The organism is Enterobacter sp. GER_MD16_1505_Eko_090 (assembly GCF_003331015.1).
GTDB lineage: Bacteria > Pseudomonadota > Gammaproteobacteria > Enterobacterales > Enterobacteriaceae > Enterobacter > Enterobacter roggenkampii.
The window spans coordinates 131,355-144,788 of sequence record NZ_PUQF01000002.1 but is presented as its reverse complement, the minus strand read 5'-3'; the positions used below and the strand labels follow the sequence as shown (position 1 = coordinate 144,788).

Here is a 13,434-nt window from a genome sequence, read left to right as displayed (position 1 = left end):
TAACCTGCATTTAGTGATATGGACAATTGGTTTCCTTCAGGACCCTTGGGAGAACTGAATCTATGGCCGAAACGCAGAACGATCCCCTGCTGCCGGGATACTCGTTTAACGCGCACCTTGTGGCGGGGCTGACCCCTATCGAGGCTGAGGGATATCTCGACTTTTACGTCGACCGACCGCTCGGGATGAAAGGGTATATCCTCAACCTGACCGTGCGGGGGGAAGGGATCATCAAGAACGGTGACCAGCAGTTCGTCTGCCGCCCGGGCGATATCCTGCTGTTCCCGCCGGGGGAGATCCACCACTATGGCCGTCATCCGGATGCCAAAGAGTGGTATCACCAGTGGGTCTACTTCCGTCCGCGCGCCTACTGGCAGGAGTGGCTTTCCTGGCCGGCTATTTTTGCACACACCGGGTTTTATCGCCCGGATGAGGTGCATCTGGCGCAGTTTCGCGAGCTTTTTGCCCAGATAATCGAGGCGGGGCAGGCTGGTGGACGCTATGCCGAACTGCTGGCGATAAACCTCCTTGAACAGCTGCTGCTGCGGCGGATGGAGGCGATTAACGCGTCGCTTAACCCGCCGCTGGATAACCGCGTGCGCGACGCCTGCCAGTACATCAGCGACCACCTGGCCGATAGCCAGTTTGATATTGCCAGCGTCGCCCAGCACGTCTGCCTGTCGCCGTCGCGGCTGTCGCACCTGTTCCGCCAGCAGCTTGGCGTCAGCGTACTGAGCTGGCGCGAGGATCAGCGCATCAGCCAGGCGAAGCTGCTGCTCAGCACCACCCGGATGCCCATCGCCACCGTGGGGCGCAACGTGGGCTTTGAGGATCAGCTCTATTTCTCCCGCGTATTTAAAAAATGTACCGGTGCCAGCCCCAGTGAATTTCGCGCGGGATGTGAATAAACGGTAAAAAAAGATAAACAAACAGGTGAATGCAGAAAGCAACCTGTAAACTATTCAGACAATTGTTGCCTTGACGCGGTGCGGGGCGCTAAGCAGAATCGCTGATTCGTTTTCTGACCGGAATAGTTATGCAGGCATTGCTGGAACACTTTATTACCCAGTCCGTTATGTACTCGCTCATCGCCGTGGCGCTGGTGGCGTTTCTGGAATCGCTGGCCCTTGTCGGGTTAATCCTGCCCGGCACCGTGATGATGGCGGGGCTTGGGGCGCTGATCGGCAGCGGTGAGGTCAATTTCTGGCAGGCATGGCTGGCCGGGATAATCGGCTGTCTGCTGGGCGACTGGATCTCCTTCTGGCTGGGCTGGCGCTTTAAGAAGCCGCTGCACCGCTGGTCGTTCATGAAAAAGAACAAAGCGCTGCTGGATAAGACCGAGCATGCGCTGCACCAGCACAGCATGTTTACCATCCTCGTGGGCCGCTTTGTTGGGCCAACGCGTCCGCTGGTGCCGATGGTGGCCGGGATGCTGGATCTCCCCGTCGCGAAATTTGTGGTGCCGAACATCATCGGCTGCGTCTTCTGGCCGCCGTTCTACTTCCTGCCGGGTATTCTGGCCGGTGCGGCGATTGATATTCCTGACGGTATGCAAAGCGGTGAGTTTAAGTGGCTGCTGCTGGGCACGGCGGTGCTGCTGTGGCTGGCGGTCTGGCTCTGCTGGCGGCTGTGGCGCAGCGCGAAAGCGAGCGTCGATCGCCTGACGCGCTATCTTCCGCGCTCTCGTCTTTTGTGGCTGGCCCCGCTGACGCTGGGTGTGGCCGTGGTGGCGCTTGTGGCGCTGATTCGCCACCCGCTGATGCCGGTGTACGGTGAGATCCTGTTGAAAGTTGTGAGCCGTTAAGCGCCGGGCGGCACTGCGTTTGCCCGGCCTACGGTTTTATACCCAATAATCCAGAAGCGCTTTCTTTTCCGCTCATTAATGCTTCTGTTGCTCCATCCCACAAAATGCGTCCCTCCGCGATCACCACCGATCGCGGCGCAATCCGTGCGGCATCTTCGATACTGTGCGAAACCATCAGCATCGTCAGCTGCTGGCGCTGGCAGACCTCCTGCACCAGGGCGAGCATCTCCTGGCGCAGCGCGGGATCGAGCGCCGAGAACGGCTCATCCAGCAGCAGCAGCGGCTGCTCGCGCACCAGACAACGCGCCAGCGCCACGCGCTGACGCTGGCCGCCGGAGAGCTCGCCCGGCAGCCTGTCGATGAATTCAGCGATCCCCATCTGTGCGGCAATCACTTCAAGTTTTTCGCGTTGGGCATCGTTCAGCCTGAGCCCCGGATGCATTCCCAGCGCGATGTTTTGCCGCACCGTCAGATGGGTAAACAGGTTGTTTTCCTGAAACAGCATCGACACAGGACGTTTAGCCGGAGGGGCGTTGGTGAAATCACGATTATCGATGGCTATCGACCCGCTGGCAGGTTGCAGAAAACCGGCGATCAAATTGAGCAAGGTGCTTTTCCCGGCACCGCTTGGGCCAAGCACCGCAATCCGCTCGCCCTGCTGAACGGAGAGCGTAAAGCGCATCGGCAGATGCTGATAGAGCCAGGTTACATCAGTCAGTTTTAACATCACGCCCCGGGAGTTTTTCGATAACGGTAAATAAGGCAAAGCACAGCAGCAGCAGTAACAGCGCGGTAACCGCGCCGTCCTGACTGCGGTAAGAGCCGATTTGCTGATAAAGCCAGTACGGCAGCGTGCGGAAATCGTCATTACCGAACAGCGCCACGACCCCAAAGTCTCCAATGGAGAGCACGCAGGCAAACGCCAGCGCCTGAGCAAGCGGACGTTTTAGCGCGCGCAGTTCCACAACCTTCAGCCGCTGCCAGCCCTGCATGCCCAGCGACTGACACAGCAAACCGTAGCGGCTGTTGACGTCGCGCATCGGGTTTTCCAGCACCTTAAGCGCGTAGGGGATGGCCATTAAGGCGTTAGTGAAAATCACAATGCCATCGGCCCTTTCCGGCAGGCCGAGGGTGCTGTTGAACAGTAAAAAGAAGCCCGTTGCCAGCACGATACCCGGCATTGCCAGTATCAGCATGCCCGTCAGTTCCAGCATTTGTCCGGCTTTTTGCGCCTGGCGGGCGTAGAGCTCACGGCTGCTCCACAGCAGCATCATGGTCAGCATAACGCACAGCAATCCGGCAGCCAGCGCTATGCGTACCGAGGTCCAGGTCGCCTGCCAGAGAACGGGCTGTTGCAGGACGGACATAAGATTGAGGTTCAGGCCGTCAACGATAACGGCCAGCAGCGGCGGCAGCAACAGCAGCAGCGCCAGCGCGATCAGGATAACATCGCTGATGCGGCTGTGCAGGCTGTCCTGCGGATCGCGCCAGCCGGTTATTTGATGACTTCCTGCGGGAATGGCTTTACTCAGCCGCTGGCTCAACAGCACCAGCACCAGACAGCACGCCATCTGGACTATCGCCAGCAGTGCGGCGCGACCGGGATCGTAGTCGTAACTCAGCGCCTGGTAAATCGCCAGCTCAATGGTGGTGGCCTGCGGCCCGCCGCCAAGTGACAGCACGGTGGCAAAGCTGGCAAAGCAGAGCATAAAGATTAATGCCGCCACGGGCGGGAGCTGGCGGCGCAGCCACGGCCATTCGACAAAACGAAAGAACGACCAGCCGCGCATGCCGAGCTGGGCGGCAATCTGCCGCTGCTCGCCGGGAATGTTCTCCAGCGCCTGCAAAAAGAGGCGCGTTGCCATCGGCATATTGAAAAACACGTGCGCCAGCAGAATGCCCTGCAGTCCGTAAGGCGAGAATGACCACTCAATACCAAGCTGGCCGAACAGCGAAGCCAGCCAGCCCTGACGACCGTAGACACTCAGAATGCCAAAAACGGCCACCAGAACCGGCAGGATCAGCGTCATGGCGCACAGGCGCAGCAGGGCCTGCCTGCCGGGGAAACGCCGCCGATAGAGCGCGCGTGCAAGAAAAATAGCCGGGATCGCCGACAGCAGGGCAGAAAGAGACGCCTGCCAGAAGGAGAACCGGATAACGTGCCAGAGGTAGCTGTCGTGCCAGAGGGCGAGCAGGTCGCTCTCCGGTGCGTTAAACCACAGCGCAAGAAAGGCTCCCAGACTGACCGCCACCATCACGACGGCGGCGAGCAATCCGGGGAGTAACCAGCCGGGAATTAACGGCTGACGGCGCGTTGCCATTCACTTACCCATGCGGCACGCTGCGCGGCGACCTGCTGCGGCGTAAACTCCAGCGAGGTTTTCGGCTTGGTCAACTGTTCAAAACCTGCAGGCAGCGCAACGCTGGTGACCGGATACATCCAGTTGCCCGCTGGAATGGCGTTCTGGAATGCTGGTGAAACCATAAACTTCAGGAACTTCTCGGCCAGTTCCGGCTGTTTGCTGGCGGCGGTACGCGCGGCCACTTCCACCTGCAGATAGTGCCCTTCCGCAAAATCAGCCGCAGCATAGTTGTCTTTCTTCTCGGCGATAATGTGGTAGGCCGGGGAGGTGGTGTAGCTCAGCACCAGATCGCTTTCACCTTTCAGGAACAGGCCATAGGCTTCGCTCCAGCCTTTGGTTACGGTGACGGTTTTGGCGGCCAGCTTCTGCCACGCTTCCGGCGCCTTATCGCCGTAGACTTTCTGCATCCACAGCAGCAGGCCCAGGCCCGGCGTGCTGGTCCGCGGATCTTCGTAAATCACGCGCCACTTCTGGTCGCTTTCCACCAGCTCTTTCAGGCTCTTCGGCGGGTTTTTCAGCTTGTTTTTATCGTAGACGAAAGCAAAGTAGCCGTAGTCGAACGGCACAAAGGTGTCGTTCTTCCAGCCGCCCGGCACGTTAACGGCCTCTGCCGCGACGCCGCTTTTGGCAAAGAGTTTGGTTTGCGAGGCGGCTTCCAGCAGGTTGTTATCCAGCCCGAGCACCACGTCGGCCTTGCTGTTTTTCCCTTCCATGCGCAGGCGGTTGAGCAGCGAAACGCCATCTTCCAGCGCCACGAACTTCAGCTCGCAGTTGCAGTCCGCTTCAAAGGCTTTTTTGACAACCGGGCCAGGGCCCCAGTCGGCGGAGAAGGAGTCGTAGGTGTAGACCGTCAGAACGGGCTTGGCTAAAGCGGGCAGCGCGAACAGCGCCAGCAGGGGGAGAACTTTTTTTAACACTTTGCACCTCAGGGTTGAGTGGCAAAGGATTTTGAGCGACAGCCTCAAATCCCTTCGCCGGCGTTATCCGGATCAGGTTCGACGGGTATTATCTCAGCGCACATCTGTGATGCAGCACCCCGTTGAGAACGGCGCTATTGTAATGATTTGGTGAATATTACGAAAGCGTTATGGCTCCGGGGGCGCAAACCAGGCGGATTTAAAATCAAACCAGCCCAGGGTGTTCATCCGCAGGCCGCGCATGCTGCGCTGGCCCTGGATCATCAGCCAGTGGTGGATCAGCGGGACGATCGCCTGCTCGGCCAGCAGCTGCTGGCACCACACGGCAAGATTCATCTCGCCCGCACGCCACAGGGCGGCATCCTGCTGCCAGTCCCGGTCGATGCAGTGCTGGATCAGCGGGACTTCATACAAATGCGAGAAGAGGGAAAAATCGAGCGGCAGGGTGAAGTTAGCGCTGTTGAGCCAGATATCGCTGGCGATTTCCCCCTGATGCCATTCGTCATAGTCCACTTCCCTGATGTCCAGCCTGACTCCCTCCGCTGCCAGCAGGCGGGTCATGATCCTCGCGATAAAACGATGCTCAACATGATCGCGGTAGTAGGTCAGGGTGATGGACTCCAGCCCTGCGGGTTTGTCGCAGCGCGTTGGTCGGGCATGGTGCCAGCGCGGAAGCAGGCCGTACGCCGGGAACCAGTATGTCTGGTACTGCTCTTCCGCATGGTAGATAAGATTGGAAGGAGACAGCACGTGGCTGATCCACTTGCGGACAGCCGGGTTTGCCCCACGGTGGGTGCGGCGGTCAAAGAGGAGATAGTAGCAGCCCTCCTCCAGGCGGCTCTCCACGGCCTTTTCTCCGGTGGTGGGGCCTTCAAGCGTCAGCCCGCAGCTCAGGTCCTCATTGAGATCCGGCAATACCCACACGTTCACTTCGTCGATCAGCGCCCGATAGCCAAAGTAGTCATCGAACGCGCGGATTTTCAGCTGGTTGCTGTTATTGCGGGAGACGGAGTAGGGCCCGGTGCCAATCGGCAGGCTGGCAAAATTGTTCAAGGATTCCCACTCGGCAGGCAAAATCATCGACGGCACATAGCCCAGCAGCCAGGGAAGCCACTTGTCCTGCTGCGACAGCTCAATATCCAGCGTCCAGGCCGTGGGGGAGTGGATGCGCGAAATATGCGAGTAGAGCGGCAGCCTGCGGGCGCGTTCCAGAGAGGCGATGACGTCGTGCATCTCCAGTTCGCGACCGTGGTGAAAGTGGATGCCGGGGCGTAAGAAGAAGCGCCAGTGGCGCGGGGAAAGCTGCTGCCAGTGGTGCGCGATATCCGCCTCCAGTTCCCCGTTTTCCTCATTTATCCGCGTCAGGCCGCTGAAGATTTGTCGGGCCATGTGGGTTTCAGAACGCCGTAACGCCGTGCCGGGCAACAGATTTTTCATCGGACGGTAGTAGAGCACCCGCAGAATGTGTCGGCCCTGACGAAAACTGCGTCCGAGATGGGAGACCAGCATCTGGCGCACGGCGGCCTTGTCGCCCACCAGCTGGACCAGCTGATCGATACGGTCCTGCTCGAGCAGGTCTTCTGCACGCTGCTGCTGCAATGCCAGCCCGGTGTAGAGAAAGGTCAGCCGCGAGCGTTTACCGCGTCCCGCCTCCGCTTCCCAGCTTAACCACCCCTGCTGCTGCATGGTATTGAGCAGCGTGCGCATATGGCGGCGGGAACAGCTAAGCAGGTCAGCCAGCTCGTTGAGCGTGGTTTCCTGCGATTGCCCCTCGCAGCACTGCCAGAGGCGGATAAATTGTTGCTGCAGACGACCGGAAGGCATAAAAGAGGAACTCCTGACAAAAAACCAGCAATTTATTAATCCCTATATTAGGCCAATAATGCTTCCCGATGAAGCGAGGAGGTAAATGATGAAGAGGTCTACCGCACGTCAGTTTTATCAGCAGTACTTTTCAGCGACAAAAGGATCGTCCTGGCTGGCCCGCCCGTGTGCAGAGCAACGGCTGAAAATGTTAGAAGAACTGATGCAGTGGGACGTTACGAAACCGGCCTCTTCTCGCTGACTCGCCTCGATCATGTGTGACTGAGTATTGGTGCTAATCACCCGCCAGCAAAATGTTTTTGCTGGCTTTTTTCGTTTATTCTTTCACCCAATTTCGATTCGCTTTCACAAGGACTTGCGCATGCTGTGGTTGATGACGATGGGGCGACGCCTGAACGGCGTGTATGCCGCTTTTATGCTGGTGGCCTTTATGATGGGCGTGGCGGGAGCGCTGCAGGCGCCGACGCTGAGCCTGTTTCTCAGCCGCGAGGTGGGGGCACAGCCGTTCTGGGTGGGGCTGTTTTATACCGTCAATGCGATAGCCGGGATCCTGGTCAGCCTCGCGCTGGCGAAGCGTTCGGACAGCCAGGGCGATCGTCGTAAGCTGATCCTCTTTTGCTGCGCCATGGCCGTGGGCAACGCGCTGCTCTTTGCCTTTAACCGCCATTACCTGACGCTCATTACCTGCGGCGTGCTGCTGGCCTCTCTTGCGAACACCGCCATGCCGCAGCTGTTTGCGCTGGCCCGGGAATATGCGGATAGCTCGGCGCGGGAAGTGGTGATGTTCAGCTCGGTGATGCGTGCCCAGCTCTCGCTGGCGTGGGTCATTGGCCCGCCGCTGGCCTTCATGCTGGCGTTGAACTACGGCTTTACCGCGATGTTTTCCATCGCGGCCGGGATTTTTGTCATCAGCCTGGCGCTGATAGCCTTTGCGCTGCCGTCCGTGGCGCGCGTCGAACAGACAGCGGATAAACCGCTCACCCAGGTGAGCGGCTGGCAGGACAAAAACGTCCGCATGCTGTTTATTGCCTCCACGCTGATGTGGACCTGCAACACCATGTACATCATCGACATGCCGCTGTGGATCAGCAGCGATCTGGGCTTACCGGACAAGCTCGCGGGGATCTTAATGGGCACCGCTGCCGGGCTGGAAATTCCGGCGATGATTCTGGCGGGCTATTACGTTAAGCGCTTTGGGAAGCGTCGGATGATGATCGTCGCCGTGGCGGCCGGGGTGCTGTTTTACGCGGGACTGATCCTTTTCCATTCGCGTGAAGCGCTGCTGGCGCTGCAGCTGTTTAATGCTGTGTTTATTGGTATCGTTGCCGGGATCGGCATGCTCTGGTTCCAGGATTTAATGCCGGGCCGCGCCGGGTCGGCGACCACGCTTTTTACCAACAGTATTTCAACCGGAGTGATTCTGGCAGGCGTGATTCAGGGGGCGCTGGCGCAAAGTTACGGGCATGGCTCAGTTTACTGGATGATTGCCGCGATTTCGGTGGTTACGCTTGGGCTGACTTGCCGGGTTAAGGATGTCTGATTCTGGAAGGCGGCTTCACAAAACAAATCAATGGCCCGCTTTTTGCGGGCCATTGCCTTTAGCCCATAAACGCAGGCTGTTTTTTCTCGTACGCGGAGATGGCGTCTTCGTGCTGGAGCGTCAAACCAATGCTGTCCAGACCGTTTAGCATGCAGTGGCGGCGGAACGCATCAATGCTGAAGCTGTAGGTTTTATCCCCGGCTTTCACCACTTCCGCTTCCAGATCCACTTCAAACGACATGCCCGGATTTGCCTTAACCAGCGCGAACAATTCATCGACCTGTTCGTCGCTCAGCGTCACCGGCAGCAGCTGGTTGTTGAAGCTGTTGCCATAAAAGATATCCGCGAAGCTGGGGGCAATGACCACTTTAAAGCCGTAGTCCGTGAGCGCCCACGGCGCATGTTCACGGGATGAACCACAGCCAAAGTTTTCCCGCGCCAGCAGGATGGATGCGCCTTTGTACTCCGGGAAGTTCAGAACGAATTCCGGATTAGGCACCTCGCCTTTATCGTCCAGGAAACGCCAGTCGTTGAACAGGTGCGCGCCAAAGCCGGTGCGGGTCACCTTCTGCAAAAACTGCTTAGGAATGATCGCGTCCGTATCAACGTTAGCGGCGTCCAGCGGGACAACACGGCCCGTATGTTGGGTAAATTTCTCTGCCATGATTGTCTCCTTATTTCAGGCTGCGAATGTCGGCGAAATGACCGGTGACTGCCGCAGCGGCGGCCATTGCCGGGCTGACCAGATGGGTACGCCCACCGCGGCCCTGACGGCCTTCAAAGTTACGGTTGCTGGTGGAGGCACAGCGCTCACCCGGATTCAGGCGATCGTTATTCATGGCCAGGCACATGGAGCAGCCAGGCAGGCGCCACTCAAAGCCTGCTTCGATAAAGATCTTATCCAGACCCTCGGCTTCCGCCTGGGCTTTCACCGGACCGGAGCCTGGAACCACCAGCGCCTGCACGCCCGGTGCGACCTTACGGCCTTTGGCAATCTCTGCCGCCGCACGCAAATCTTCGATACGGGAGTTGGTGCAGGAGCCGATAAATACCTTATCAATGGTCACGTCGGTCAACGGTACGCCGGGTTTCAGCCCCATATAGGCCAGCGCTTTTTCCGCACTGGCGCGCTCGACAGGATCGGCGAAGGAGGCCGGATCGGGAATGGCGTCGTTGACGGAAATTACCTGGCCCGGGTTGGTTCCCCAGGTCACCTGAGGGGCAATCTCTTCTGCCTGCAGTGTGACAACGGTATCAAACCTTGCCCCGTCGTCGGTTTTCAGGGTTTTCCAGTACGCTACCGCGTCGTCAAAATCCTGGCCTTTCGGCGCGTGCAGACGGCCCTTCACATAGTTGAAGGTCGTTTCATCTGGCGCGACCAGACCGGCTTTGGCACCCATCTCAATGGCCATATTGCACAGGGTCATGCGACCCTCCATGCTCAGCGCCTGAATCGCGTCGCCGCAGAATTCAACGACGTGGCCGGTACCGCCTGCGCTGCCGGTTTTACCGATGATCGCCAGCACGATGTCTTTCGCGGTAATGCCAGGTGCCGCTTTGCCCTTCACTTCAATCTTCATCGTTTTGGCGCGGCCCTGCTTCAGGGTCTGCGTCGCCAGCACGTGTTCAACTTCAGACGTGCCAATCCCGAACGCCAGGGCGCCAAACGCGCCGTGGGTTGCGGTATGGGAGTCGCCGCAGACGATGGTCATGCCCGGCAGGGTAATTCCCTGCTCTGGCCCCATCACGTGAACGATGCCCTGATAGGGGTGGTTCAGATCGTACAGCTCAACGCCAAATTCGTTGCAGTTCTTGATCAGCTCCTGCATCTGGATACGCGCCATCTCACCCGAGGCATTAATGTCTTTGGTCTGGGTGGAAACGTTGTGATCCATCGTCGCGAAGGTTTTACCCGGCTGACGTACCGGGCGCTTGTGCGCGCGCAGGCCGTCAAATGCCTGAGGAGAGGTCACTTCGTGTACCAGATGACGGTCAATGTACAGCAGTGGGGTTTCGTTTGGTGCCTCGTAGACAACGTGCGCATCAAACAATTTTTCGTATAACGTTTTGGCCATGATTACACCCCTTCAGCGACATAGCGGGCAATAATGTCGCCCATTTCATCGGTACTGACTGCCGCCGCGCCGCGTGATAAATCACCGGTACGAACGCCTTCTTCTAACGCCCGGTTAATGGCATTTTCAATTGCGGTTGCTGCATCGCCTGCATCCAGGCTGTAGCGCAGCAGCAGGGCCAGAGAGAGGATCTGCGCAATCGGGTTAGCGATGTTTTTGCCCGCAATATCCGGCGCGGAACCGCCTGCCGGCTCGTACAGGCCAAAACCTTCTTCATTCAGGCTGGCGGATGGCAGCATGCCCATAGAGCCGGTGATCATCGCGCACTCGTCTGACAAAATGTCGCCGAACAGGTTGGAGCACAGCAGCACGTCAAACTGGGACGGATCTTTAATCAACTGCATGGTCGCGTTGTCGATGTACATGTGCGACAGCTCAACGTCCGGGTACTGCTTCGCGACTTCGCTGACGATCTCGCGCCACAAGATGGAAGACTGCAGCACGTTCGCTTTATCAATGGAGGTCACTTTATGGCGGCGCTTGCGCGCTGACTCAAAGGCGATATGGGCGATACGTTCAATTTCGAAGCGGTGATAGACCTCAGTATCGAACGCCTTCTCATGCTGGCCGCTGCCTTCGCGCCCTTTTGGCTGACCGAAATAGATCCCGCCGGTCAGTTCACGCACGCACAGAATGTCGAAGCCGTTGGCGGCGATATCCGCGCGCAGCGGGCAGAACTCTTCCAGGCCCTGGTACAGCTTCGCCGGACGCAGGTTGCTGAACAGCTTGAAATGTTTACGCAGCGGCAGCAGCGCGCCGCGCTCTGGCTGCTCTGCAGGCGGCAGGTGTTCCCACTTCGGGCCACCGACGGAACCAAACAGCACGGCATCGGCATTTTCACAGCCTTCTACGGTCGCTTTCGGCAGTGGCGTACCGTGGTTATCAATCGCAATACCGCCCACATCGTAGTGGCTGGTGGTGATTTTCATCGCAAAACGCGCGCGAACGGCTTCCAGTACTTTCAGCGCCTGTGCCATCACTTCCGGGCCAATACCGTCGCCCGGTAACACAGCAATATGGTAATTCTTCGACATTACACGGTTTCCTTGTTGTTCTCTTTATTCTGAGCTTTGCGTTGCAACTCTTTTTCGACTTCGGCGGCGCGCCAGATGTTGTTCAGCACATGCACCATCGCTTTCGCGGAGGATTCAACGATATCGGTCGCCAGGCCCACGCCATGGAAACGGCGGCCATTGTGGGTCACAACAATGTCGACCTGGCCCAGCGCATCTTTGCCGTGGCCCTTGGCCGTCAGGTCATATTTCACCAGCTCAACGTCGTACTCGGTGACGCGGTTGATCGCCTGATAAATGGCATCCACAGGGCCGTTTCCGTTCGCCGCTTCGGCCTTAATTTCATCACCGCAGGCCAGCTTGACAGAGGCAGTGGCGATGTCGCTGGAGCCGGACTGCACGTTGAAGTAATCCAGACGGAAGTGCTCTGGCTCTTCCTGCTGCTTGTTAATAAAGGCCAGCGCTTCCAGGTCGTAGTCGAACACCTGACCTTTTTTATCGGCCAGCTTCAGGAAAGCGTCGTACAGCTGATCCATGTTGTAATCACTGTCTTTATAACCCATCTCTTCCATGCGGTGCTTCACCGCCGCACGGCCGGAACGGGAGGTCAGGTTCAACTGGACCTGATTCAGGCCGATGGATTCCGGGGTCATAATTTCGTAGTTTTCACGGTTCTTCAGCACACCATCCTGGTGAATGCCGGAGGAGTGCGCAAAGGCGCCAGTGCCGACGATCGCTTTGTTGGCCGGAATCGGCATGTTGCAAATCTGGCTGACGGTCTGGCTGGTGCGCCAGATCTCGTTGTGATTGATGCGGGTGTGCACGTCCATGATGTCTTTGCGCACTTTGATCGCCATGATCACTTCTTCCAGCGAGCAGTTGCCCGCGCGTTCACCGATACCGTTCATCGCGCCTTCTACCTGACGCGCGCCGGCGTGGACGGCTGCGATGGCATTGCCCACGGCCAGGCCCAAATCATCGTGGGTGTGGACGGAGATAATCGCTTTATCAATGTTCGGTACGCGGTCATACAGGCCGGTGATGATATTGGCGAACTCAAACGGCATGGTGTAGCCGACAGTGTCCGGAATGTTGATGGTTTTGGCACCGGCATTGATGGCGGCTTCCACCACACGGGCCAGATCTTCAATTGGCGTGCGGCCCGCATCTTCACAGGAGAATTCAACGTCATCGGTGTAGTTGCGTGCGCGTTTCACCATATATACCGCGCGCTCAATCACCTCATCCAGCGTACTGCGCAGCTTGGTGGCGATGTGCATAGGTGAGGTGGCAATAAAGGTGTGGATACGGAACGCTTCGGCCACTTTCAGCGACTCAGCCGCGACGTCGATATCTTTTTCAACACAGCGTGCCAGACCGCACACGCGGCTGTTTTTAATGGTGCGGGCGATAGTCTGGACGGATTCGAAATCACCCGGAGACGAGACCGGGAAACCCACCTCCATCACGTCGACACCCATACGTTCGAGAGCCAGCGCGATCTGCAGTTTCTCTTTTACACTCAGGCTTGCCTGTAATGCCTGTTCACCGTCACGTAAAGTAGTATCGAAAATAATGACTTGCTGGCTCATGGGTTAGGTCCTTGTCAGTCTTAGGGCGCCTTGCTACGAGCATAAAAAAACCCGCGCAGTGGCGCGGGTTTTTAGTCTTACTGGTGACGATTCAACGCTGAATTTCGCCCGCCAGTCTACCGCGCACAGTGGATGCGTTTAGTAGTAGTAGACCGGTGAAACGAATGGTGCGAATCATGAATCGTGCTCCGTTAAATTCAATATGCTTTTAGTGGTACTGGATACGCCAGTTGATGTCAACCCCTG

Annotated in this window: 13 protein-coding genes and 1 riboswitch; of the genes, 4 read left to right on the top strand and 9 right to left on the bottom strand. The window is 58.0% G+C overall.

Features of this window, described 5'->3' with window-relative positions:
* Nucleotides 1-62: 62 nt before the first annotated feature.
* Nucleotides 63-908, top strand: a complete 846-nt coding sequence (araC, locus tag C6A40_RS03085; protein WP_023293301.1) for an arabinose operon transcriptional regulator AraC — start codon at nucleotides 63-65, stop codon at nucleotides 906-908.
* A 128-nt stretch (nucleotides 909-1,036) separates the two neighbouring features.
* On the top strand, nucleotides 1,037-1,804 hold the full coding sequence (locus tag C6A40_RS03080; protein WP_008502007.1) for a DedA family protein: 768 nt from the start codon (nucleotides 1,037-1,039) through the stop codon (nucleotides 1,802-1,804).
* Nucleotides 1,805-1,832: 28 nt separating this feature from the next.
* Here C6A40_RS03080 and thiQ read toward each other — a convergent pair whose 3' ends face one another.
* The 4 genes from thiQ to sgrR all read right to left on the bottom strand — a co-directional run bounded on the left by thiQ (nucleotide 1,833) and on the right by sgrR (nucleotide 6,908).
* Nucleotides 1,833-2,531: a thiamine ABC transporter ATP-binding protein ThiQ gene (gene thiQ, locus C6A40_RS03075; RefSeq protein ID WP_025912163.1), complete on the bottom strand. Its 699-nt coding sequence runs from the start codon at nucleotides 2,529-2,531 to the stop codon at nucleotides 1,833-1,835.
* The gene (gene thiP, locus C6A40_RS03070; RefSeq protein WP_023293299.1) at nucleotides 2,515-4,125 is read right to left on the bottom strand and encodes a thiamine/thiamine pyrophosphate ABC transporter permease ThiP; all 1,611 of its coding nucleotides are present in this window, start codon (nucleotides 4,123-4,125) and stop codon (nucleotides 2,515-2,517) included. The genes thiQ and thiP overlap by 17 nt, the downstream gene beginning before the upstream one ends.
* Nucleotides 4,101-5,084, bottom strand: coding sequence for a thiamine ABC transporter substrate binding subunit (gene thiB / locus C6A40_RS03065; RefSeq protein WP_023345430.1), 984 nt, complete (start codon nucleotides 5,082-5,084; stop codon nucleotides 4,101-4,103). The genes thiP and thiB overlap by 25 nt, the downstream gene beginning before the upstream one ends.
* Nucleotides 5,085-5,115: 31 nt before the next feature.
* A riboswitch (TPP riboswitch) is annotated at nucleotides 5,116-5,216 on the bottom strand.
* Nucleotides 5,217-5,252: 36 nt separating this feature from the next.
* Complete coding sequence (gene sgrR / locus C6A40_RS03060; protein WP_045335667.1) at nucleotides 5,253-6,908, bottom strand: HTH-type transcriptional regulator SgrR; 1,656 nt, start codon at nucleotides 6,906-6,908, stop codon at nucleotides 5,253-5,255.
* Nucleotides 6,909-6,996: 88 nt separating this feature from the next.
* Between sgrR and sgrT the strand changes: the two genes are divergently transcribed.
* Nucleotides 6,997-7,149: a glucose uptake inhibitor SgrT gene (gene sgrT / locus C6A40_RS03055; protein ID WP_008502002.1), complete on the top strand. Its 153-nt coding sequence runs from the start codon at nucleotides 6,997-6,999 to the stop codon at nucleotides 7,147-7,149.
* Between the two features lie 120 nt (nucleotides 7,150-7,269).
* Entirely contained in the window at nucleotides 7,270-8,448 is a 1,179-nt protein-coding gene (locus C6A40_RS03050) for a sugar efflux transporter (protein ID WP_023293296.1), read from the top strand.
* A 58-nt stretch (nucleotides 8,449-8,506) separates the two neighbouring features.
* Here C6A40_RS03050 and leuD read toward each other — a convergent pair whose 3' ends face one another.
* The 5 genes from leuD to leuL all read right to left on the bottom strand — a co-directional run bounded on the left by leuD (nucleotide 8,507) and on the right by leuL (nucleotide 13,366).
* Entirely contained in the window at nucleotides 8,507-9,112 is a 606-nt protein-coding gene (leuD, locus tag C6A40_RS03045) for a 3-isopropylmalate dehydratase small subunit (RefSeq protein ID WP_023616037.1), read from the bottom strand.
* A gap of 10 nt (nucleotides 9,113-9,122) precedes the next feature.
* A complete protein-coding gene (gene leuC, locus C6A40_RS03040) occupies nucleotides 9,123-10,523 on the bottom strand; it encodes a 3-isopropylmalate dehydratase large subunit (RefSeq protein WP_045335670.1) in 1,401 nt (466 codons plus the stop codon).
* Between the two features lie 2 nt (nucleotides 10,524-10,525).
* Complete coding sequence (leuB, locus tag C6A40_RS03035; protein ID WP_021240531.1) at nucleotides 10,526-11,617, bottom strand: 3-isopropylmalate dehydrogenase; 1,092 nt, start codon at nucleotides 11,615-11,617, stop codon at nucleotides 10,526-10,528.
* Nucleotides 11,617-13,188, bottom strand: coding sequence for a 2-isopropylmalate synthase (gene leuA / locus C6A40_RS03030; protein WP_021240530.1), 1,572 nt, complete (start codon nucleotides 13,186-13,188; stop codon nucleotides 11,617-11,619). The genes leuB and leuA overlap by 1 nt, the downstream gene beginning before the upstream one ends.
* Before the next feature lie 91 nt (nucleotides 13,189-13,279).
* On the bottom strand, nucleotides 13,280-13,366 hold the full coding sequence (gene leuL, locus C6A40_RS25575) for a leu operon leader peptide (protein ID WP_071530973.1): 87 nt from the start codon (nucleotides 13,364-13,366) through the stop codon (nucleotides 13,280-13,282).
* Nucleotides 13,367-13,434 lie beyond the last annotated feature (68 nt).